Annotated in this window: 21 protein-coding genes and 1 pseudogene; 10 read left to right on the top strand and 12 right to left on the bottom strand. The window is 63.9% G+C overall.

The features are described 5' to 3' along the window. The first annotated feature begins 2 nt into the window (after positions 1–2). From fdhD to NMG70_RS32895, 6 genes and pseudogenes are all read left to right on the top strand, one after another. Complete coding sequence (fdhD, locus tag NMG70_RS09975; protein WP_254024326.1) at positions 3–833, top strand: formate dehydrogenase accessory sulfurtransferase FdhD; 831 nt, start codon at positions 3–5, stop codon at positions 831–833. Next, a complete protein-coding gene (locus tag NMG70_RS09970) occupies positions 823–1,170 on the top strand; it encodes a formate dehydrogenase subunit delta (RefSeq protein WP_254024325.1) in 348 nt (115 codons plus the stop codon). The genes fdhD and NMG70_RS09970 overlap by 11 nt, the downstream gene beginning before the upstream one ends. Before the next feature lie 166 nt (positions 1,171–1,336). Further along, positions 1,337–2,647: an alpha/beta fold hydrolase gene (locus NMG70_RS09965; RefSeq protein WP_254024324.1), complete on the top strand. Its 1,311-nt coding sequence runs from the start codon at positions 1,337–1,339 to the stop codon at positions 2,645–2,647. Positions 2,648–2,681: 34 nt separating this feature from the next. Continuing rightward, on the top strand, positions 2,682–2,852 hold the full coding sequence (locus NMG70_RS09960; protein WP_254024323.1) for a helix-turn-helix domain-containing protein: 171 nt from the start codon (positions 2,682–2,684) through the stop codon (positions 2,850–2,852). A gap of 102 nt (positions 2,853–2,954) precedes the next feature. Continuing rightward, positions 2,955–3,317, top strand: a complete 363-nt coding sequence (locus NMG70_RS09955; RefSeq protein ID WP_254024322.1) for a nuclear transport factor 2 family protein — start codon at positions 2,955–2,957, stop codon at positions 3,315–3,317. Between the two features lie 10 nt (positions 3,318–3,327). Beyond that, positions 3,328–3,615: pseudogene (locus tag NMG70_RS32895) on the top strand (hypothetical protein); the annotation flags it as partial. 132 nt (positions 3,616–3,747) lie between these two features. Here the strand turns inward: NMG70_RS32895 and NMG70_RS09950 are convergent. From NMG70_RS09950 to NMG70_RS09920, 7 genes are all read right to left on the bottom strand, one after another. Further along, positions 3,748–5,175, bottom strand: coding sequence for a gamma-aminobutyraldehyde dehydrogenase (locus NMG70_RS09950; protein WP_254024321.1), 1,428 nt, complete (start codon positions 5,173–5,175; stop codon positions 3,748–3,750). 29 nt (positions 5,176–5,204) lie between these two features. Beyond that, a complete protein-coding gene (locus NMG70_RS09945) occupies positions 5,205–6,020 on the bottom strand; it encodes an ABC transporter permease (RefSeq protein WP_254024320.1) in 816 nt (271 codons plus the stop codon). Further along, the gene (locus NMG70_RS09940; RefSeq protein ID WP_254024319.1) at positions 6,010–6,975 is read right to left on the bottom strand and encodes an ABC transporter permease; all 966 of its coding nucleotides are present in this window, start codon (positions 6,973–6,975) and stop codon (positions 6,010–6,012) included. The genes NMG70_RS09945 and NMG70_RS09940 overlap by 11 nt, the downstream gene beginning before the upstream one ends. Before the next feature lie 250 nt (positions 6,976–7,225). Continuing rightward, entirely contained in the window at positions 7,226–8,224 is a 999-nt protein-coding gene (locus tag NMG70_RS09935) for an ABC transporter ATP-binding protein (RefSeq protein WP_254024318.1), read from the bottom strand. Between the two features lie 194 nt (positions 8,225–8,418). Next, positions 8,419–9,570: an ABC transporter substrate-binding protein gene (locus NMG70_RS09930; protein ID WP_254024317.1), complete on the bottom strand. Its 1,152-nt coding sequence runs from the start codon at positions 9,568–9,570 to the stop codon at positions 8,419–8,421. A 125-nt stretch (positions 9,571–9,695) separates the two neighbouring features. Then, positions 9,696–10,622 (bottom strand): LysR family transcriptional regulator, encoded by a 927-nt coding sequence (locus NMG70_RS09925; RefSeq protein WP_254024316.1) that lies wholly within the window; start codon positions 10,620–10,622, stop codon positions 9,696–9,698. Positions 10,623–10,698: 76 nt separating this feature from the next. Then, complete coding sequence (locus NMG70_RS09920; RefSeq protein WP_254024315.1) at positions 10,699–11,472, bottom strand: DeoR/GlpR family DNA-binding transcription regulator; 774 nt, start codon at positions 11,470–11,472, stop codon at positions 10,699–10,701. A gap of 426 nt (positions 11,473–11,898) precedes the next feature. On the opposite strand from NMG70_RS09920, the gene NMG70_RS09915 reads away from it, so the two are divergent. Then, complete coding sequence (locus NMG70_RS09915; protein WP_254024314.1) at positions 11,899–12,783, top strand: phosphotransferase family protein; 885 nt, start codon at positions 11,899–11,901, stop codon at positions 12,781–12,783. Continuing rightward, positions 12,780–15,233 carry a GcvT family protein gene (locus NMG70_RS09910; RefSeq protein ID WP_254024313.1) on the top strand — a complete coding sequence of 818 codons (2,454 nt, stop codon included), beginning with the start codon at positions 12,780–12,782 and terminating at the stop codon, positions 15,231–15,233. Before NMG70_RS09915 ends, NMG70_RS09910 begins: the two co-directional genes overlap by 4 nt. Before the next feature lie 34 nt (positions 15,234–15,267). Here NMG70_RS09910 and NMG70_RS09905 read toward each other — a convergent pair whose 3' ends face one another. Beyond that, entirely contained in the window at positions 15,268–15,900 is a 633-nt protein-coding gene (locus NMG70_RS09905) for a class I SAM-dependent DNA methyltransferase (RefSeq protein ID WP_254024312.1), read from the bottom strand. A gap of 159 nt (positions 15,901–16,059) precedes the next feature. Here NMG70_RS09905 and NMG70_RS09900 point away from each other — a divergent pair, with 159 nt between their 5' ends. Then, a complete protein-coding gene (locus tag NMG70_RS09900; protein ID WP_254024311.1) occupies positions 16,060–16,962 on the top strand; it encodes a phosphotransferase family protein in 903 nt (300 codons plus the stop codon). A gap of 19 nt (positions 16,963–16,981) precedes the next feature. Here NMG70_RS09900 and NMG70_RS09895 read toward each other — a convergent pair whose 3' ends face one another. The 4 genes from NMG70_RS09895 to ilvD all read right to left on the bottom strand — a co-directional run bounded on the left by NMG70_RS09895 (position 16,982) and on the right by ilvD (position 21,526). Then, complete coding sequence (locus tag NMG70_RS09895) at positions 16,982–17,902, bottom strand: DMT family transporter (protein ID WP_254024310.1); 921 nt, start codon at positions 17,900–17,902, stop codon at positions 16,982–16,984. A 137-nt stretch (positions 17,903–18,039) separates the two neighbouring features. Beyond that, positions 18,040–18,294: a hypothetical protein gene (locus NMG70_RS09890; RefSeq protein ID WP_254024309.1), complete on the bottom strand. Its 255-nt coding sequence runs from the start codon at positions 18,292–18,294 to the stop codon at positions 18,040–18,042. 48 nt (positions 18,295–18,342) lie between these two features. After that, entirely contained in the window at positions 18,343–19,653 is a 1,311-nt protein-coding gene (locus NMG70_RS09885; RefSeq protein ID WP_254024308.1) for an amidohydrolase family protein, read from the bottom strand. A gap of 28 nt (positions 19,654–19,681) precedes the next feature. Then, the gene (ilvD, locus tag NMG70_RS09880; protein ID WP_254024307.1) at positions 19,682–21,526 is read right to left on the bottom strand and encodes a dihydroxy-acid dehydratase; all 1,845 of its coding nucleotides are present in this window, start codon (positions 21,524–21,526) and stop codon (positions 19,682–19,684) included. A 277-nt stretch (positions 21,527–21,803) separates the two neighbouring features. On the opposite strand from ilvD, the gene NMG70_RS09875 reads away from it, so the two are divergent. Continuing rightward, the gene (locus tag NMG70_RS09875) at positions 21,804–22,277 is read left to right on the top strand and encodes a VOC family protein (protein WP_077376998.1); all 474 of its coding nucleotides are present in this window, start codon (positions 21,804–21,806) and stop codon (positions 22,275–22,277) included. Positions 22,278–22,472 lie beyond the last annotated feature (195 nt).

The following is a 22,472-nucleotide window of genomic DNA, read 5'->3' as shown; positions in this document are numbered from 1 at the left end:
CTTTGAGCGCGCGCCGCAAAGCAACGACGCAGATCTCGCGGCTGGCGCACCGCGCCGGCGGCACTGCGGCTGCCAACCGGATGGTGCCGGAAGAGACGCCGGTGGCGTTATCCTTTGCCGGCACCACCCATGCGGTGATGATGGCAAGTCCAGCCGATTTCGAGGATTTCGCGCTCGGCTTCTCGCTGACCGAGGGCATCATCGCCGACCGGCAAGAAATCGGGGCGATCGAGGTTGAGGATCACGGCGCCGGCATCGACATCCAGATCAGGCTGAAGGACCAGGCCAATACGCGCTTCGAGGCGCGGCGCCGACGGCTGGCCGGCCCGGTCGGCTGCGGGCTGTGCGGCATCGAGTCGATCGAGGAGGCGATGCGCTCGGTCGAAGTGGTCGGTTCGTCAAAACTTACGCTTAACACCGACGACATCGTCTGTTCGGTCAAGCTTTTGTCGAAAGCGCAGCCGCTGCATGCCGAGACCGGTGCGGTCCATGCCGCCGGTTTTTATATCCCAGGCAAGGGCATCGTCATGGCGCGCGAGGATGTCGGCCGCCACAATGCGCTCGACAAACTGGCCGGGGCACTCGCCAAAGCCGGCATCGATGGCAACTCGGGTGCCGTCGTGGTGACGTCGCGCGTCTCGGTCGAGATGGTGCAGAAGACGGCGGCGATCGGTGCTGCGTTCATCATCGCCGTCTCAGCGCCGACGGCACTTGCCATCCGCACCGCCGGGGATGCCGGCATGACGCTGGTAGCTCTCGTGCGCGGCGATGATTTCGATATTTTCACCCACCCCGAACGGGTTGCTTGCGGAGTTGCCAAGCATGTCGCATAACGAAGGCCACATCATGAGCACCAGCGAAAAGCTGGTCCGCATGGCCAACCAGATCGCCGCCTTTTTTCACTCCAAGCCGCGTGAGGAAGGCATTGCCGGCGTCGCCGAGCACATCAATAAGTTCTGGGAACCGAGGATGCGGCGGCAATTGTTCGAAATGCTGGACAGCGGCGGCGAAGGCTTCAACGAGCTTGTCGTGGCCGCCTCGGCAAGGATCAAGCGGCCGGCTGCACCGGAACCAGCGGACTTAGGCGCCGATGCCGGGGGCGTCGTTCCAGGCGGCAAAGGCCCCGGGGCCGGTGAGTTGAATGCCGGGATCGCCGCTTCGCAGAAGTAGGCTAACGGACGTGCCTCTGACGGCTCGCCGGCTTCTATTTCCGTCCACTAAAGTTTGATCTGCCGCAAGCGATACGCCTCTGCTATGTTGGGCGATCAGAAATCGTCGGGCCGGGCGGACAAATCTCGTGAGGCCGATCCAAACTCGATACGCCCGAAGTGGCGACGTGCGGATCGCCTATCAGGTGGTCGGCCAGGGATCGTTCGATCTCGTTTTCGTGCCGGGCTTCATTTCCAATCTCGACCTGCACTGGGAAGACGAGGGCTACAGCCGGCTGCTGAAGCGGCTTTCAGCCTTCTCGCGGCTGATCCTGTTCGACAAGCGCGGCACCGGTCTATCGGACCGCATCGATACCAATCACCTACCTAGCCTTGAAACCCGCATGGACGACGTGCGTGCGGTGATGGACGCCGCCGGCAGCGGGCGTGCGGCATTGCTCGGTGCCTCGGAAGGCGCGCCGATGGCAATGCTGTTCGCCGCCACCTATCCGGAGCGGACGCGGGCGCTGGTGCTCTATGGCGGCTATGCACATTTCCACAAATGGGTGATGCCGCCCGAACGCCTCGACGCCTTCATCGAGATGGCGGAGACGGCATGGGGCACCCGAGCCACCTTGCCGCATTTCGCGCCTGGCCGGGTCGACGATCCCCATTTTGCAACCTGGTGGGGGCGCTTCGAGCGGCTGTCGGCGAGCCCGACGGCGGCAGTGGCGCTGGCGCGCATGAATGCGGGGATCGACGTGCGCGGCGTGCTGGCGGCGATCAGCGCTCCGACGCTGCTGATCCATCGCCGCAACGATGCGCGGGTCGATCCCGACGCCAGCCGCTTCCTGGCCAGGAAGATCGCGAATGCGCGGCTGGTCGAGGTGCCAGGGCGCGACCACCCGATCTGGACCGGCGACGTGGACCGCGTGGCGGACCTGACCGAGGAATTCCTGACCGGCAAGTACGCCGTGGCCGAGGCGGAGCGTGTGCTCGCTGCGCTTTTGGTGACGCGCATTCACGATACGGCACGGCTCGGTGACCGCATGTGGAGTGAGCGGAGCCAGCGGTTCCAGGAGACTTGGCGGCTGCTGGTCGGGCGCCATGGCGGCCGCACTGCAGGGACGCATGGCGAGCTGATGATATCGCGCTTCGACGGATCGGCGCGCGCCATACGCTGCGCGGCAGCGCTGCGTGATGCAGCACAGGGGATCGGCGTGGCCAGCGCGCAGGGCGTGCATGTCGGTGAGATTGAATCGCGCGGGCCGCCAACGGGGCTGACGGCGCGCGTGACGATGCAGCTCTCCGCCCATGCCGCCCGCGGCGACATCCTGGCTTCCCGGCTGGTGGCCGACCTGGCAACCGGTTTCGGGACTTCATTTCGCCGATGCCGGCCGGATCACGCTCGACGAGCTGGCCGAGCCGCTGGCACTGGTTCTGGCGACGTCCGAGAAGCATCTGGAGCCGGCCTGCCACCCCAGGATCCGGGCGACTGAGCCGGCTGCGCTGACGGCGCGCGAAAGCGAGGTGGTGAGCCTGATCGCCGACGGCAAGAGCAATGCCGCCATCGCCACCGAGCTCAGGCTGAGCGAGCATACGGTCAAGCGCCATGTCGCCAACATACTGCTCAAGCTCGATCTGCCGTCGCGGGCCGCGGCAGCGGCGTTCTCGGCCAGGCACACTGGCCCGGACGGGCCATAGGAGCCATGGCGCTTTCGGGCGAAGCGGCCGAAGCCATGTAACCGCTATCAATTCTTCCCAATCTAAACGCCCGATCGTGAAGACGGGCATATGGAGGAGAAAATGCAGACCAAGACCCAGGCCGTGGACGGTGCGGCGATCAAGAATGCGATCGAAGGCCGTGACGGAAAGATGCTGTCGAGCTTCTATGCCGATGACGCGCTGGTGCGAGTTATCGACCGCAACAATCCGCCGAGCAAGCCGCGGGAAATCCGCGGGCGCGCGGCGATCAGCACGTTCTGGGACGACATCTGCAGCCGTGCGATGACCCACAAGGTCGACACCACCATCGCCGATGGCGACAACCTCGCCTTCACCCAGGCCTGCACCTACCCGGATGGCACAAAGGTATTCTGCGCGGCGATGCTGGAGCTGAAGGACGGCCAGATTGCGCGGCAGACCGTCGTGCAGGCCTGGGACGAGTGAGGAGGCAGCCATGTTCAGCGCCAGATGGCAGATCGACGCCAAGTTCGGGCACAAGCAGACAGTGCTCGACTTGTTGAAAAAATGGGAACACGAGATCGGCTCGCAGGTCGGTCTGGCCGACCTCGAGTTCCAGATCATGACCGGCTCGATCGGCGCAAGAGAGGCAACGGTCGAGTCGCATCATCAGGTCGAAAGCCTTGCCCATCTGGAGGAGTTCTTCGCCAAGATCGGCAAGATCGACGCCCACGCCAAATGGGGCAAGGAGATGGAGCCCTATGTCGTGTCAGGCACCAGCATCGTGGAGTTCTCTTCATTTACGGGAGAAGACGCCGACCGGCGGATGAGGGTTGGCGCCAGCTTGGCAAAGGCTTGTGCTGCCCCTCATCCGGCCCTTCGGGCCACCTTCTCCCCGTCACGGGGAGAAGGGAGACTACCCGTGCGCAACCATCACATGGCGGACGGCGGTATAATCCTCCAGCGCATAGAGCGACATGTCCTTGCCGTAGCCGGACTGCTTCAGCCCGCCATGCGGCATCTCGTTGGTCAGCATGAAGTGGGTGTTGATCCAGGTGCAGCCATATTGCAGACGGGCGGCTGTCGCCATGGCGCGCGAGACATCCTTGGTCCACACCGAGGACGCGAGGCCATAATCGCTGTCGTTGGCCCAGTTCACCGCCTCGTCGACCTCGGAAAAACGAGTGACGGAGACGACCGGCCCGAACACTTCACGGCGCACGATCTCGTCTTCCTGCAGCGCGCCGGCGACGACGGTCGGCTGGTAGAAGAAGCCGGAGCCCTCGCCCGGCCTGCCGCCGGTGGTGATCTCGATGTGCTTCAGTTCCGAGGCGCGCTCGACGAAGCTCGAGACGCGGTCGCGCTGGCGGCGTGAGATGAGCGGCCCGATCTCGTTCTCGGTGTCGTCGGGGCGGTTGTATTTGATGGTCGAGACGGCGGAGGAAAGATCGGCAACAAGCTTGTCGTAGATCTTCTTGCCGGCATAGATGCGACACGCCGCGGTGCAGTCCTGGCCGGCGTTGTAGTAGCCGAAGGCGCGCAGGCCATTGACCACCGCGCCGAGATCGGCGTCGTCGAAGACGATGACCGGCGCCTTGCCGCCGAGTTCGAGATGTGTGCGCTTGACCGATTTGGCGGCGGCCTGCAGCACCTTCTTGCCGGTGGCTACGTCGCCCGTAATCGAAATCATGTTGACCTTCGGGTGGTTGATCAGCGTGTTGCCGACGCTGTCGCCGCGGCCGAGCACGACATTGACGACGCCCTCGGGCAGGATTTCGGCGAGGATCTTGGCCAGCTTCAGCGCGGTCAGCGGCGTCTGCTCCGACGGCTTGAAGACGACAGTGTTGCCGCCGGCAATCGCCGGCGCCAGCTTCCAGGCCATCATCATCAACGGATAGTTCCATGGCGCAATCGAAGCGACGACGCCGATTGCGTCGCGGCGGACCATCGAAGTGTGGCCGGGAATGTACTCGCCGGCGACCTGGCCGGGCATCGAGCGGACAGCGCCGGCAAAGAAGCGGTAGCAGTCGACGATCGCCGGGATTTCGTCGTTGAGCACGGCATTGATCGGCTTGCCGCAATTGAGCGCCTCGAGGGCGGCGAAATCCTGTGCCGCGGCCTCGATGCGATCGGCGATCTTCAGGAGATAGGCTGAGCGCTGCGCCGGCGTGGTGCGCGACCAGGTGACGAAGGCGTTTTCGGCCGCCAGCACCGCGGCCTCGATCTGTGCCTGGCTGGCTTCAGGCAGGTTGAGGATAGCCGCCCCGGTCTTTGGATTGAGGATCGGCTCCTCGGTCTCGGTGCCCTTCTCGAATCTCGAGCCGATCAGCATCTTTGTGTCCATGGCAGTCTCTCCCTTGTGGATTCTTGACGTCATTTGCCCGAACCGGCGATCTGGTCACCGTCGCGGGTCAGGTAATAGGCGACGAGGATGGGCAGCAGCGTCACCAGCACGACGACCATGGCCACGACATTGGTGACCGGGCGCTGGCGCGGACGGATCAGCTCTTCCAGCATCCAGATCGGCAGCGTCTGCTGCTGGCCTGCGGTGAAGGTGGTGACGATGACCTCGTCGAACGACAGCGCAAAGGCAAGCATGCCGCCGGCAAGCAGCGCGGTGGCGATGTTGGGCAGCACGACATGGCGAAAGGTCTGGAAGCCGTCGGCGCCGAGGTCCATCGACGCCTCGATCATCGAGCCGGAAGTGCGGCGAAAGCGGGCGACGGCGTTGTTGTAGACGACGACGACGCAGAAGGTTGCGTGGCCGAGCACGATCGTCCAGAACGAAAACGGAATCTCGGCCAGCGAAAAGGCCGAACGCAGCGCGATGCCGGTGATGATGCCGGGCAGCGCGATCGGCAGGATTACCAGCAGCGAGATGGTTTCGCGGCCAAAGAACCGCGTTCGCGACACGGCGGCCGCGCAGAGCGTGCCGAGGACCAGAGCGACGAGTGTCGAGATAGCGGCGACGCGGACCGACAGCGACAGCGCTTCCCACACGTCCGGGCGGTTCCAGGTGACGGCGAACCATTGCGTGGTCAGCCCCGGCGGCGGCCAGGCGAAGCTCTTTTCCTCGGTCGTGAAGGCATAGATGAAGATCAGGAAGATCGGCAGATGCAGGAACAGCAGGCCGCCGGTGGCGGCGACCTTCAGGCCGAGAGGGGCGGATGATGAGCCATCAGAGCGCATCGAAGGCCCCCATGCGCTTGGCACCCCAGAGATAGAAGCCCATGATGACGATCGGCACCACGGTGAAGGCGGCTGCGAGCGGGATGTTGCCGGCGGTGCCCTGCTGCGAATAGACGGCCTGGCCGATGAACAGCCGCGAGGTGCCGATGATCTGCGGGATGATGTAGTCGCCAAGCGTCAGTGAGAAGGTGAAGATCGAGCCGGCGACGATGCCCGGCAGCGCCAGCGGGAACAGCACGTTGCGGAAGGTCTGGCCGGGCGAGGCGCCGAGATCGGACGAGGCCTCGACCAGATTGCCCGGCACGCGCTCGAGCGCCGCCTGCACCGGCAGGATCATGAACGGCAACCAGACGTAGACGAAGACGATGAAGGTGCCGGTGGAGGACACCGACAGAGAATTGCCGCCGACGATCGGCAGCGACAGCCAGCCATCAAGCAGCCATAGAAGATGCAGCTTGGCGAGCAGCCAGGTCAGGATGCCTTCCTTGGCGAGGATCAGCTTCCAGGCATAAATCTTGACCAGATAGCTCGACCACAGCGGCAGCATCACGCCCAGATAGAACAGCGCCTTCCAGCGACCACGTGCATAGCGGGCCGCGTAATAGGCGATGGGAAAGGCGATGATCGCCGAGGCGAGCGTGACCAGGGCCGCCATCGTCACCGTGCGCAGGATGATGTCGAGATTGGCGGCCTGCAGCAGGTCGCCATAGGTCTTCAGCGTGAACTGCCGGTTGATGAGGCCGGAGAACTCGTCGATCGAGAAAAAACTCTGCAACAGCAGCGCCAACAGCGAGCCGACATAGACGATGCCGAGCCACAGCACCGGCGGCAGCAGCATCAACAGCAGCAGCAGCTTGGGCCTGCGCCAGAACAGGTCGGACAGGGCGCCGCGCACGCCGCCGGCGCGGGGAAGGAGGGCTGGGGCAGGTTTTGCCTGGGTCGCGGTCAGAGTCATGGTTCCTTCGACTGGCCGCGTTCCTTCGCGCCCCCCTCTGTCCTGCCGGACATCTCCCCCACGAGGGGGGAGATTGGCTGTCGCGACTGCTTTCGCCAATCACGAACGTTGCAGAAGAGGCGCCACTGGCGAAGCTGCCGATCTCCCCCCAAGTGGGGGAGATGCCAAGTGATGGCAAAGTGGGCAGGACAGAGGGGGGCGCCGTGAATCGCCGCACTTGGCCTGTCAGCCAAGACTTTCCTCACCGCCCTCATGCCGGCTCGTCCATCAAATGCAAATGCTCGCGGTTGAAGGTGAGCACGACAGCCTCACCCTCCTTAGGCAAGGTGGCACCGGCCGGCACGATCGCATGCAATCTCAACCCGTCGGCATCGAGCGCCAGTCTGGTCGTGGCGCCGAGATAATTGGTCGAAACAAGGCGAGCGGCCACGCCGTCGCCCTTGGCGGCACGGCCGATGCGAATGGATTCAGGGCGCAGGCTGGCCCAGCGATGCTGGCCGGAATAACGCTGGACGAATTCCGGCGGCAGCACATTGGACGAGCCGACGAAATCGGCGACGAAGCGCGTCTTCGGGCGCTGGTAGATGTCCTCCGGCGTACCGATCTGCATGACCTTGCCGTCGTTGAACACGGCGACGCGGTCGGCCATGGACAGTGCCTCGCCCTGGTCGTGCGTGACGAAAACGAAGGTGATGCCGAGCGCCTTCTGCAGCGACTTCAGCTCCTCCTGCATGTTCTCGCGCAGCTTGAGGTCGAGCGCGCCAAGCGGCTCATCGAGCAGCAGCACTTTGGGCTGGTTGACCAGCGCGCGGGCGAGCGCGACGCGCTGGCGCTGACCGCCGGAGAGCTGGCCGGGGCGGCGGGCGCCGTAGCCGGGAAGCCGGACCAGCGACAGCGCCTCCTCCGCCGCCTTCTGCCGCTCGGGCTTGCCGACGCCCTTGACCATCAGCCCATAGGCGACATTGTCGAGCACGTTCAGATGCGGGAACAGCGCGTAGTCCTGGAATACGGTGTTGACGTTGCGGCGATAGGGCGGGACGCCTTCGGCGCGTTCGCCGAAAATGGAGATCGACCCCGATGTCGGCTGCTCGAAGCCGGCGATCAGCCGCAGACAGGTCGTCTTGCCGGAACCCGAAGGTCCAAGCATGGCGAAGAACTCGCCCGACACGATGTCGAGGTCGACCATATCGACGGCGCGCACGCTGCCGAAATGGCGCGAGACTTTTTGGAAGGAAACGGCTGATGTCATGGGATGTCCTGATCTGCCAGGCTCGTCAATTCAGGCGACAGCGCCGCCCCTCATCCGCCTGCCGGCACCTTCTCCCCGTATAGAGACGGGGAAAAGGGGCAGCCGCAACGCTGGCGATCCCCCTCTCCCCGTTCTTCACGGGGAGAGGGTAAGGGTGAGGGGCAGCGCCAACTTGCCAGCAATGCGAGACGAACTCACCGCCCGCCGATGACGCCGATATAGTCCGACACCCAGCGATAGTAAGGCACGCACTGGTCCTGGGTGGCGCATTTCGACACCGGCGTCTTCCAGAACTTGATCTTTTCGAAATTGTCGTAGCCGTTGGTCTTGCAGCCTTCGTCGCCGAGCAGTTCGTTGCCCTTGCAGGCAGCCGGCACCACCGGCAGCGAACCGAACCAGGCGGAGACATCGCCCTGCACTTTCGGCGATAGCGAGTGCTCCATCCACATATAGGCGCAGTTCGGGTGGGCTGCGTCGGCTGCCAGCATGGTCGTGTCGGCCCAGCCGGTGACGCCTTCCTGGGGGATGGTCGAAGCGACCGGCTGCTTGGCAGCAACCAGCGTGTTGACCTGGTAGGGCCATGAACCGGAGGCAACGACGCCTTCGTTCTGGAAATCGTCGACCTGGATGGCGGCGTCATGCCAGTAGCGGCCGACCAGCGTGCGCTGGACGCGCAGCAGATCGAGGGCGGCCTTGTACTGATCCTCGGTCAGCTCGTAGGGATCCTTGATGCCGAGCTCCGGCTTGTGAAACATCAGATAGTTGGCGGCATCGGCGACGTGGATCGGCCCGTCATAGGCCTGGACGCGGCCCTTGTTCGACTTGCCGTCAGGCAATGTCATCTCCTCGAAGACGACGTTCCAGCTCTTCGGCGCTTCCTTGAACACCTCGGTGTTGTACATCAGCACATTCGGTCCCCACTGGTAGGGAGCGCCGTAGTGGACGCCGCCGACCGTGAACCATGGCGCATCCTTGAGCCGGTCGTCGACCGTGTTCCAGCTCGGGATCAGATCGGTGTTGATCGGCTGGACCCGCTTGCCGGCAACGAGGCGCAGCGACGCGTCGCCCGAGGCGGTGACGAGGTCGAAGCCGCCCTCGTTCATCAGCGCGACCATCTCGTCGGAGGTGTTGGCGGTCTTGATATTGACCTTGCAGCCTGTGTTCTTCTCGAAAGACGTGACCCAATCATAGTTCTTGTCGGTTTCGCCGCGTTCGATATAGCCGGGCCAGGCGACAATGTTGACCTGGCCTTCGCCCTTGCCGAGTTCCGTGACCTGGGCGATCGCCTGGCCGGAGAAGGCCAGCGCGACCGTCAATGCAGTGCAGGACTTCAGGAATGAATTCATCGTCGATCTCCCATTTGAGGGGCCGCACTGTCGCGGCGGCTTGTCCCTGACAGTTAAAGGTGCTGTGAAATCTCCGGTTTCGCAAATTCATTTGTCAGAAAGGCGATATCGGTTTTTCCGATAGATCAGCGGCCGTTCTTGTCCGGCCGCTGACGAACCATGCGCTGCGACTGGGCAAGCCCAATGAAATCGCGCGCCGACTGCGGCAGGCCGGAGCCGCGCCGCCAGACCGTGCCGACCTGGACAACCGGCAATGAGCCCGAAATATCGCGCGATTCGATGCGGTCGCCTTCCAGCGACCATGGCCGGTAGACGAGGTCGGGCAGCAGCGCCACGCCGGCGCCGGTAGCAACGAGGCTGCGCACCGCTTCGACCGAGCGGGTGCGGAAGGCGACATGCGGCTTGGCGGCGATCGCCGCCAGCAGTTTTCCGGTATTCTCTTCGATCTCGTCGACGGTCAGCATGATCAGCGGCTCCGACGCGATATCGCCAATGCCGATGATGTCGGCGCCGGACAGCGGATGGCCAAGCGGTAGCCATAGCCGGTAGGGCGAGACTTCGAGAATTTCCGATTGCAGGGCGGTGCGGTCGCGCAGGTTCGAGGTCACCATCACGGCGATGTCGAGCTTGCCGCCGATCAGCAGATGTTCGAGGTAGTCGCCATTGTCCTCGATGGCCGAGATCTCGACGCCCGGATAGGCGCGGCGATAGCGGGCGAGAAGGTCGGACAGCACATAGCCGGCGACCAGCGAGGTGACGCCGAGTTGCAACCGGCCGCCAGCCGCCGCTTGCTCGCCGGAGAAGGCGCGGCGCGCATCGGAAACGTCGGCAAGGATTTTTGTCGCGTGGCGCAGGAACTGGTGGCCCTTGTGAGTGATGTTGAGGCCGCGCGGATGGCGCTCGAACAGTTCGACGCCGAGATCGCCTTCGAGTTCTTTGATCGCCTCGGTGACCGACGATTGCGAGATGGACAGGTTTTGGGCGGCGCCAGACACCGTGCCTTGCTCGGCGACGGCGATGAAGAACTGCAATTGGCGGATGGTGAAGGCCATCGCCGGACTAAACACCGGGACGGCAAGGAAGAAAAGCCGCCGATCTCAGGCTGACCGCTTTACTGCTCTGGCCAGGTCAGGTCGCGCTTTCGCTGCCGGCAATGCTGAGCCGCGCGCCCGCGTCCCCAAGGGCTGCGGCAATGGCGCGCGGCGGCGGCCGATCGGTGGCGAGTTCGGAAAAACCGTCGAGGCCGCAGACTTGGACCAGGCCCTGGCGCCCGAACTTGGTGTGGTCGGTGATGACGAGCGAGCGCTGGCCGCGCGACAGCACCATGCGGGCGAATTCCGCCTCTTCCAGATCATAGTCCATCACGCCGGTGACGGCATCGACCGCGCCGGTGGAGATCACAGCGTGGCCGACGGAAAAGCGGCTGACGAATTCGATGGCCGAGACGCCGAAGGCGGCGCCCGAATCGCTGCGCAGTTCGCCGCCGGCCATATAGACCTTGTTGCCGTTGACCGTGGCCAGCGTGCGGGCGATGTCGGAGGAGTTGGTGACCACCGTCAACCGCCGGTGGCCGAGCAGTTCGCGGGCCAGGAAAGAGGTGGTGGTGCCGGTGTCGAGCATGATCGATTCGCCGTCGCGGATGGTGGCGGCAACCATGCGGGCGATGGCGCGCTTGGCATCGGCATTCTCGCGCATGCGCCGCTCGAACGGCGCCTCGCCGGCCATCGACGGCAGGCCGACGGCGCCATGCATCTTCAGGATCGATCCGGCGCTGGTCAGCGGCTTGACGTCGCGGCGCACGGTCTCCAGCGAGACGCCCAGCCGGTCGGCCAGGCTGGCGATGGTGACGGTGCCTTCCTCATGGAGGAGACGCAGGATTTCGCCATGCCGCTTCGAGTGCATCGGTCTCACCCAATCGGTTTGTTGCGCTACTGACCGCATCTAAGGCAAATTGGCCACAGCCTACAAGAAATCCCTGTGATTTCGGGCAAAAAGCCACAAGTTTTCGTTGACAAGCCAGATCACATGGCGTGACACTGGCTTGTGACAGGCTTCGGAACTGCCACGGGAGAACGATGGCAGAGCCGCACCGAAATTCGCCTGCCCGAACGTCCGGGAAATCGTCTGACGTAAGGGAAAAGGACTTTTTTGAATCCGCGGGGGCGGATGCCGGAGTCAAGGAACCCGGCACAGGGGCTCGTCGGTGCGGTGCGGGATACCGATCCCGGGATCCCGCACCGACGAGAACTTCGCATTGCTCCCTCCTGCCGGCCGCCATCTTTGCGTCGCCCGCGACGCCTTGACCCCCGCGCAACGAGGGATGAACCTGTGACCGCCGAGGATCGCATCCGTGCCCTGCCCTGCTGGACCGGCAGCATTGAGATCGCGCCGCTGCCGGGCGGCCTGAGCAACGCCAACTATCTGGTCAAGGATGCCGCCGGGCGGCATGTCGTGCGCTTTGGCCAGGACTTTCCGTTCCATCACGTCTTTCGCGAGCGCGAGGTGATGACCGCGCGCGCGGCGCATGCCGCCGGCTTCGCGCCGGCGGTCCACCATTCCGAGCCCGGCATCCTGGTGACGGAATTTCTCGGCGCCAAGACCTATGTCGCGGAAGACGTCCGCGCCAATATCGACCGCGTCGCCGCCCTGATGCGCGGCTTCCATCGCGAGATGCCCAATCATGTCACCGGCGCCGGCTTCATGTTCTGGGTATTCCATGTCATCCGCGACTATGCGCGCACGCTGGAGGAAGCCGACAGCCGGATGCGAAGCGAGTTGCCGCGGCTGCTGACGCTTGCAGATGAGCTCGAACGGGCGCAGAAATTGCTGCCGATCGTCTTCGGTCACAACGATCTCTTGCCGGCTAACATTCTCGACGACGGCCATAGGCTGTGGCTCATCGATTTTGAGTATGCCGGCTTCAACACGGCGATGTTCGACCTCGCCGGCGCCGCCTCGAACGCCAGCATGAACGACGAGGAGTCCTTCGCCTTCCTGACCGCCTATTTCATGAAGGAGCCGGACGAGGCGATCCGCCGCTCGCATGCGGCCATGCAATGCGCATCGCTGCTGCGCGAGGCGATGTGGAGCATGGTTTCCGAACTTTATCTCGACGCGCCCGGCATCGACTACGTCGCCTATACCTGCGAAAACCTGACGCGGCTCGATGCCGCGCTGGAAAACTACAGAACAAAATACGGACAGAAATCATGACATTGCCCGCCCACGCCGAGATCGTCGTCATCGGCGGCGGCATAATCGGCTGTTCGACGGCTTATCATCTGGCGCGGGACCACAAGGCCGATGTCGTGCTCCTGGAACAGGGCAAACTGACTTCGGGCTCGACATGGCATGCGGCGGGGCTGGTCGGTCAATTGCGGTCTTCGGCCTCGATCACCCGCGTGCTCAAATATTCGGTCGATCTCTACAAGGGGCTGGAAGCCGAAACCGGGCTCGCTACCGGCTGGAAGATGACCGGGTGCCTCAGGCTCGCCACCAATGCCGACCGCTGGATCGAGTATAAGAGGCTGGCGACGACGGCGAAAAGCTTTGGCATGGATATGCAGTTGCTGTCACCGGCCGAGATCCACGCAATGTGGCCGCTGCTGGAAACCGGCGATCTCGTCGGCGCCAGCTGGCTGGCGACCGACGGCCAGGCAAGCCCTTCCGACATCACGCAGTCGCTGGCCAAAGGCGCGCGCATGCATGGCGCCAGGCTGTTCGAGGATGTCCGCGTCACCGGCTTCGACATGAAGGATGGCCGCATCACCGCGGTGAAGACCAACAGGGGCGATATCGCCTGCGACAAGGTGGTGAACTGTGCCGGGCAATGGGCGCGGCAGGTCGGGGCGCTAGCCGGCATCAACGTGCCGCTGCAGCCGGTGAAGCACCAGTACATCGTCACCGAAAAAATAGACGGGTTGGCGACCGATGCGCCGACGATCCGCGATCCCGACCGCCGCATCTACTTCAAGGAGGAGGTCGGCGGGCTGGTGATGGGCGGCTATGAGCCGAACCCGCAAGCCTGGACGACTGACCTTCCCGGCGGCGATGTCCCTGACGACTGGCAGTTCCGGCTGTTCGACGACGATTACTATCATTTCGAGCAGCATATGAACCAGGCGGTCACGCGGGTTCCGGCGCTCGAAACCGTCGGCGTCAAGCAGATGATCAACGGGCCGGAAAGTTTTACGCCGGACGGCAATTTCATTCTCGGCGTGGCGCCCGAATGCGCCAACATGTTCGTCGGCGCCGGCTTCAACGCCTTCGGCATCGCGGCAGGCGGCGGCGCCGGCTGGGTGCTGGCGCAGTGGGTGATCGACGGCGAGGCGCCACTCGACCTGTGGGTGGTCGATATCAGGCGCTTTTCCGACCTGCACCGCGACCGGCAATGGGTCCGCGACCGCACGCTTGAAGCCTATGGCAATCACTACACGATCGGCTTCCCGCATGAGGAGTATGTCACGGGTCGGCCACGGATCGTGTCGCCGCTCTATGAACGGCTGCAAAAGCACCACGCCGTGTTCGGCTCCAAGCTCGGTTGGGAGCGGCCGAACTGGTTTGCGCCCGAAGGCGTCGAGCCGAAGGACATCTATTCGATGGGCCGGCAGAACTGGTTTTCGCCGGTCGGCGACGAGCACCGGCACGTGCGCGAGCACGTCGGCATCTTCGACCAGTCGTCCTTCGCCAAATACGAAATGACCGGTGCGGATGCGCTGAAGGCGCTCGACTGGATCTGCGCCAACGACGTCGCCAAGCCGGTCGGCCGGCTGACCTACACCCAGCTTCTCAACACGCGCGGCGGTATCGAGGCCGACCTGACCGTGGCTCGGCTCGGCGAAGACCGATTCTACCTCGTCACCGGCACCGGCTTTAGGACTCATGACTTCTCGTGGATCGGCGACCATGTCGGCAACGAGCTCGACGTGACGCTCACCGATGTCACCGAGGATTTCGGCACGCTGTCGCTGATGGGGCCACGCGCCCGCGACGTGCTGGCTGCGGTGACCGATGCGGATGTGTCGAACACCGCGTTCCCGTTCGGACATGTGCGGGAAATCCCTATCGCCGGCCACACAGTTCGGGCGCTGCGCGTCACCTATGTCGGCGAGCTCGGCTGGGAGCTGCATGTGCCGATCGCGGCGACGGGCGAAATCTTCGACGCGCTGATGACCGCGGGCGAGAAATACAACATCCGCCCGGTCGGCTACAGGGCGCTGGAATCGCTGCGGCTGGAAAAAGGCTACCGCGCCTGGGGCTCCGACATCACGCCCAACGACACGCCGCAGGAGGCCGGACTCGGCTGGGCGGTGAAGCTTCGCAAGAATACAGATTTTCTCGGGCGGCGGGCGCTGGAAGAGATCAGCGGCACGGCGCTGAAAAAACGCTTTGCCGGCTTCACCGTCGATGATTGCGAGATCGTGCTGCTCGGGCGCGAAACGATCCTGCGCAACAGCGAGCCGGTCGGCTACCTGACCAGTGGCGGCTATGGCTACACGGTCGGCAAGAACATCGGCTACGGCTATGTGCGCAACGCCGACGGCGTGAGCGACGATTTCCTCGCCTGCGGCGATTACGAGCTGGTGGTGGCGATGGAGCGGACGCCGGCAAAAATCCACCTCGAGCCGCTTTACGACCCGGCCGGAGAAAAGATCAGAGCCTAGCAGGCTGTTGAAGAAGTCTGCTAGAGCGGGATAATCAGTTCACGCGCAGAACCACCCCCCGGCTCGGCACGGTGTCGGCCTCGCCCGGCATCGAGACATAGGGCGATGTCTCCTCGGCGCGCGTAACGACGCCCTTCGCCTCGAGGTCGGCGATCCGTCTGGAAAAGCCGCCGTCCCACAGCGTGTTCTTGACCGTCAGCACGATTATCCCGCCCGGCCGGCAGATGCGGATCAGTTCGTCCAGCCCCTCGGCGCCGACATGGCCCGAGGTGAAGACGCCGGCCGATATGATGCCGGCATAGGCATCATCCGCGAAGGGCAGCGGCCCGCCGAGCGCCAGGCAGTGAAGCGCCGAATAGGCGCCCTTGCGCGCTGCCTGGGCCAGCATGCCTTCGGAAATGTCGAGCGCCTCGACCTGCGGATAGCCCGCGATCTTCAGCCATTCGCCGATGAGCCCGGTGCCGGCACCGGCATCGAGGAGCGGTGCCGCGCCGCGCGGCAGGTGGCGGGCAAGCAAAGCGAGGCAGATGGTCGGATGGCGATAACCGGCCGCCGACATGTCGGCGTCGTAGGTGTCGGACCAGCGGTCGTAGAGCGCCGCCACCTCCTCTGGCCGCTTCGCCGCATAGGCTGCGGCGAGCGCACCCTTGTTTTTCCTGTCCGCCATAGCAGTCCTGTCCGCAAAATTAAAACGCCGCAGCGTCCTTAGCGCGTCCTGCAGGATCGCACGGCGCTGAAGTGAATCGCATGCCGGCGATGATAGCCAAACGGCGAAATTTGTGGAACCGTCGTCACCACAAATAAGGCGCGAAAAAGGGCAGATGCGATGGTGGACGAGGAAGCACGCGCGGCGCTTGCAGCCATTCCGGCGCTGGCCGGCTACGAAGGACCGCTGGAGCGGCTCGGCGGCCTCACCAACCTCGTCTTCAGGGCTGGAGATGTCTGCCTGCGCATTCCCGGCAAGGGCACGGAGGAGTATATCAACCGCGCCAACGAGGCGGTGGCGGCAAGGGAAGCCGCCAAGGCCGGCGTCAGCCCCGAGTTGCTGCATGTCGACGGCGAGACAGGCGTGATGGTGACGCGCTTCGTCGTCGGCGCCGAGACGATGTCGCCGGAAAAATTCAAGACCCGGCCGGGCAGTCCGGCGCGTGCCGGCAAAGCATTCCGCAGATTGCATACATCCGGCGCGGTGTTTCCCTTCCGTTTCGAGCTTTTTGCGATGATCGACGACTATCTGAAGGTGCTGTCGACCAAGGACATCGCCCTGCCTGCCGGCTACCACGATGTGGTGCGCGAGGCGCAAACCGTGCGCTGGGCGCTTGCCGCGCATCCCCTGCCTCTAGTCGCCTGCCACTGCGATCCGCTGTGCGAAAATTTTCTCGATACCGGCGACAGGATGTGGATCGTCGACTGGGAATATTCCGGCATGAACGATCCGCTCTGGGATCTCGGCGACCTCAGCGTCGAAGGCCAGTTCGACATCGCGCAGGAGGAAGAGATGATGCTTGCCTATTTCGGTGGCGAGCCGACGCCGGCGGAGCACGGCCGCATCGTCGTCTACAAGGCGATGTGCGATCTGTTGTGGACGCTGTGGGGGCTGATCCAGCTTGCCAACAGCAATCCGGTCGACGATTTCCGCGCCTATGCCGACGGCCGCTTCGCGCGCTGCAAGGCGCTGATGGGGACAGCCGACTTCTCAGGGCATCTGGCGGCAGTGCGCGCGGGCTAAGGACCAGAGAAATCTGGATTTAATTGACGCCTTTCGGCACGTTTTCGGGCGGCACGGTGTCGACCACCTTCTGGCGATGGAAGATGAACAGGCCGGCCAGCACGATGATGCCCGAGCCGATCAGGATGCGCGGGCCGGGCATGTCGCCGAAGAAGGCCAGCCCGAAGATGACGGCCCACAGCAGCAGGCTGTAATGCAGCGGCGCCAGCGTCGATGCCGGCGCCAGCTTCAGCGCCCTGGTGATCATCAGATGTGCGCCGCAGGAGACGATGCCAAGAAGCAGCATCGCACCGAAATCCAGCGAGGACGGCGTCTGCCAGTTGCCGATGGTGAGAAACCCGCCGACCAGCAGCGTGCCGATGGTTTGCCAGGTAACGAGCGAGGTGTCGCTGGTGCCACGCAACCTACGGTTGAGGATGATGGCGAAGGCGAATGAAATGCTTCCGGCCAGCGCGAAGGTCGACGACAGCGAAAACGCGGCCGAGGACGGTTCGAGCATGATCAGCACGCCGCAGAACCCGACCAGGATTGCCATCCAGCGGCGCCAGCCGACCTTTTCACCAAGCAACAAATGGGACAGCGCCGCCACGTAGATCGGCCCCGCCATGTAGAAGCTCATGACGTCGGCGAGCGGCAGATAGACGACGGCCGCGTAAAACAGCGCCGTGTCAAGCGTAGTCATGACGACGCGCAAGACCTGCAGTTCCAGGCGCTCCATGCGGAACAGCCTGGCCGCGCCTTGACGCGCGATCATTGGACCGAGCACGAAAAAGGCGCCGATCGAGCGGATCAACACGACCTGGCCGACGGAAAAGCTGGCGACCAGCCATTTGCCCATTGCATCGTTCAACGCAAACAGGAAATCGCCGGCCAGCATCAGCAGAATGCCAGCCAAAAGCACGTTCCTGATCGTCGAACTCTGGGCTGTTGGCTGTGCCATGCCGATGTCGCTTCCTCACGCATGAAAGCCGGTGAGCAGCGTTCGTAGACGCAAGCAGCCGCTTTGACGAGTGGAATTCGGGAAGCTGGCCAGACCAGAGCCGGAAATCGACTGGGCCTAGATAGCCGCTTGAACGCCTACTTTGGCCGCGCCCGAATGATGATCGAACGATAGATCACCGGCCGGTCCCAGGGATCGAAAGCCGACGCACTTCTCAGGTCGGCGCGGCGCGCCAGATCGATGCGCTGCAGACATTCGGCGAAGGCGTCATTCTTCCTGAGGAAGCCGTAGGAACGGCATTTCGCCTCGTCCGCGGCACGACGGTCTTCGGCCGTCATGCAGCCTGCACCGGTCGCCGCCAACGCGAGCACCATCGCCGTCTTGCGCCACATGGTGTGCCTCCTCGGGCATAAAACTGGAGGTTGATTGTAGACTTGCGGTCAGGACCTATCAATCTGATCGATGGAGTTTTGAGACGGGCGATGCCTGCGGTTCACTGTTGCCGGCCGTCCGGCGATCGAGAGCCGTGTTTCCTGCCTGGCCCGCTCGGCCACCACCTTGCCCTTGGCGATGACGCAGAGGCGCTCGGGACGCAGGCGTAAGGCCTCGACCGGGTCGCCGGCATCGAGGACGACGAGGCTGGCGCGCTTGCCGACCGCCAGGCCGAGATGGTCGAGGCCCATGATGGCGGCGTTGACGTTGGTGACCATGTTGAAGCAGCGCGCCATGTCGGCCGGGCTCGACATCTGGGCGACGTGAAGGCCCATGAAGGCGACGTCGAGCATGTCGGCGGTGCCCAGCGAATACCAGGGGTCGAGCACGCAATCCTGGCCCCAGCCGACGCGGATGCCGTGGGCAAGCATTTCCTTGACCCGCGTCAGGCCGCGGCGTTTGGGGAATGTGTCGTGGCGGCCCTGCAGCATGATGTTGATCAGCGGATTGGGGATTGCCGAGACGCCTGCCTCGGCGATCAGCGGCAACAGCTTCGAGACATAGTAGTTGTCCATCGAGTGCATCGAAGTAAGATGCGAGCCGGCGACCCTGCCCTGCAGGCCGAGGCGTTGCGTCTCATAGGCCAGTTGTTCGATATGGCGCGACAGCGGATCATCGGTCTCGTCGCAATGCAGGTCGACCATGAGGCCGCGTTCTGCCGCGATTTCGCACAGTTCCGTCACCGAACGCGTGCCGTCGGCCATGGTGCGCTCGAAATGCGGAATACCGCCGACGATGTCGACACCCATGTCGAGCGCGCGGATGGTGTTGTCGCGCGCCGTCGGCGAGCGATAAAACCCATCCTGCGGAAAGGCGACCAGTTGCAGGTCGATATAAGGCGCAACCGCCTTCTTCACATCGAGCAGGGCTTCGACCGCCAGCAGCCTGGCATCGCAGACATCGACATGGCTGCGGATGGCGAGCAGGCCCATCGACACTGCCCAGTCGCAATAGGCGAGCGCGCGGTCGCGCACCGCTTCGTGGGTCAACAGCGGCTTCAGTTCGCCCCACAGCGAGATGCCTTCGAGCAGCGTGCCCGACACGTTGATGCGCGGGATGCCTAGCGAGAGTGTGGCGTCCATGTGAAAATGCGGATCGACGAAGGGCGGCGAGATCAGATTGCCACGGGCGTCGATCGCCGTGCCCGCGCTAACGTTCAGCTCGGGCTCGATGGCCGCGATCGTCTCGCCGATGATGCCGATATCGGCGATCCTGCCGTCGGGCAGCGTGCCGCCGCGGACGATAAGGTCGAAAGTCATCTACTGTCATCCCTTTGAAGAAGCAGACCTATTCCGGCACATGCCTTACCGCGCCCTTGGCGGCGCTGGTCGCCATCGACGCGTAGGCGCGCAAGGCCATCGTCACTTTGCGCTTGCGCTTTTCCTCCGGCTTCCATGCGGCAGCTCCCTTGGCCTCCATTGCTGCGCGGCGGGCGGCCAGTTCCGCATCGTCGACGGCGAGCCGGATGGTGCGGTTGGGGATATCGATCTCGATCGTGTCGCCCTCATGCACCAGTCCGATCAGCCCGCCTTCCGCCGCCTCGGGAGAGGCATGGCCGATCGACAGGCCGGAGGTGCCGCCGGAGAAGCGGCCGTCGGTGACCAGCGCACAGGCCTTGCCGAGGCCCTTCGACTTCAAATAGCTGGTCGGGTAGAGCATTTCCTGCATGCCGGGGCCGCCGCGCGGCCCTTCGTAGCGGATGACGACGACATCGCCGGCCTTGATCTCGTTGGACAGGATCGCCTTGACGCTGGCGTCCTGGCTTTCGAACACCCTGGCCGGGCCGGTGAATTTCAGGATCGATTCATCGACGCCCGCGGTCTTCACGATGCAGCCGTCGAGCGCCAGATTGCCCTTGAGCACGGCAAGGCCACCGTCCTTGGAAAAAGGATATTCGGCCGAGCGGATGACACCCCTCTCCCGGTCGAGATCGAGTTCGTCCCAGCGGCGGTCCTGGCTGAAGGCGACCTGCGTCGGCACGCCGCCCGGTGCGGCGAGGAAAAAATCGCGAACATTCTGGCTTGACGTGCGCGAGATATCCCAATGGTCGAGCGCTTCGCCGAGCGTTCGCGTATGTACGGTCGGCAGGTCGCGGTTGATCAGTCCGGCGTTATCAAGCTGACCGAGGATCGCCATGATGCCGCCGGCGCGGTGGACGTCTTCCATGTGCACATCCGCCTTGGCGGGGGCAACCTTGCATAGCACCGGCACCTTGCGTGACAGCGCGTCAATGTCGTCTTGATCGAAATCGATCTCGCCCTCATGCGCGGCAGCCAGGATGTGCAGCACGGTGTTGGTGGAGCCGCCCATGGCGATGTCGAGCGTCATCGCATTCTCGAAGGCTCCCTTCGAGGCGATGCTGCGCGGCAGCGCGGTGTCGTCGCCCTGCTCGTAGTAGCGCTGGGCGAGATCGACGATCAGATGGCCGGCCTCGACGAATAGGCGCTTGCGGTCGGCGTGCGTCGCCAGCGTCGAACCGTTGCCGGGCAGCGACAGGCCGAGCGCCTCGGTCAGGCAATTCATCGAGTTGGCGGTGAACATACCCGAGCAGGAGCCGCAGGTCGGGCAGGCCGAGCGCTCGATCGTCTTGACGTCCTCGTCGGAGATCTTGTCGTCGGCGGCAGCGACCATGGCGTCGACCAGATCGAGCGCCTGCGTCTTGCCGGCGAGCACCACCTTGCCGGCTTCCATCGGCCCGCCGGAGACGAAGACGGTCGGGATGTTGAGGCGCAGCGACGCCATCAGCATGCCCGGCGTGATCTTGTCGCAATTGGAGATACAGACCATGGCGTCGGCGCAGTGGGCATTGACCATGTACTCGACCGAGTCGGCGATCAGCTCGCGCGACGGCAGCGAATAGAGCATGCCGTCATGGCCCATGGCGATGCCGTCGTCGACGGCGATGGTGTTGAATTCCTTGGCGACGCCGCCGGCCTTTTCGATCTCGCGGGCGACCAGCTGGCCGAGATCCTTGAGGTGGACGTGACCCGGCACGAACTGGGTGAAGGAATTGACCACCGCGATGATCGGCTTGCCGAAGTCCGAATCCTTCATACCGGTGGCGCGCCACAGGCCGCGGGCGCCGGCCATGTTACGGCCATGGGTGGTGGTGCGGGAACGGTAGGCGGGCATTAAAATGTCCTTGCTGTCTGCGTCGCACCCGGACAGGCGCGGGAAACCGGAATTGAGCGGCCTTATATACGCCACGGTCTGGTCTGGCCACGGTTTTGCGATGCGCCGGGATCTTGAGCCAAAGACGGCAAGCCGATTCAGGCCGCAAAAAAGTCAGAGGTGCTGTCGGATCGTGTTTTGCCCGTGCGTCCTTGGGCAGACGGCGCGGACGGGCATCAATCGCCAGCCGGCCGTTTTACGAGTGACAACAAAGCCAAACAGCCCGAGGAGCAAGAAAATGCAAAAGATCACCCCCTGCCTGTGGTTCGACGACCAGGCCGAGGAGGCCATGAACCACTACATCTCCATCTTCAAGAACTCGAAGGTGCTGAGCGTGATGCGCTGGCCCAAGGGCAGCGGCGATAATGAGGGCAAGGTGCTGGTGACCTATTTCGAGCTCGACGGCGTTCAGTTCCAGGCGCTCAACGGCGGGCCGCAATTCAAGTTCACCGAGGCAGTCTCGCTGTCCATCGACTGCAAGACGCAGGAGGAGGTCGACTATTTCTGGGACAGGCTGATCGAGGGCGGTGGCGAGCCCAGCCAGTGCAGCTGGCTGAAGGACAAATTCGGCGTCTCGTGGCAGGTCGTGCCCGAGCAATTGCCGAGGCTGCTGCAGGACCCCGACACGGAAAAGGCCGGCCGTGTCATGCAGGCGATGATGCAGATGACCAAGATTGATATTGCCAAGATCGAAGAGGCGGCCAGGGGGTGAGTGAGACGCTCCCGACAAGCGATCTTTGCTCGATTTGGAAATATCAACTGCGGAAGTCGGCGCCGCCCCTCACCTGCCTGCCGGCATCCTCTCCCCGTATAGTGACGGGGAGAGGGGCGCTCTCATACAAGATTTCGCCAATCACCCACGTTGCAGGAAGGGCGTTGGTGTTGCGGCCAGCCCCCTTCTCCCCGT

It is taken from the genome of Mesorhizobium ventifaucium, from assembly GCF_935822925.1.
Lineage (GTDB): Bacteria > Pseudomonadota > Alphaproteobacteria > Rhizobiales > Rhizobiaceae > Mesorhizobium > Mesorhizobium ventifaucium.
This window is presented reverse-complemented; position numbering and strand designations above follow the sequence as displayed.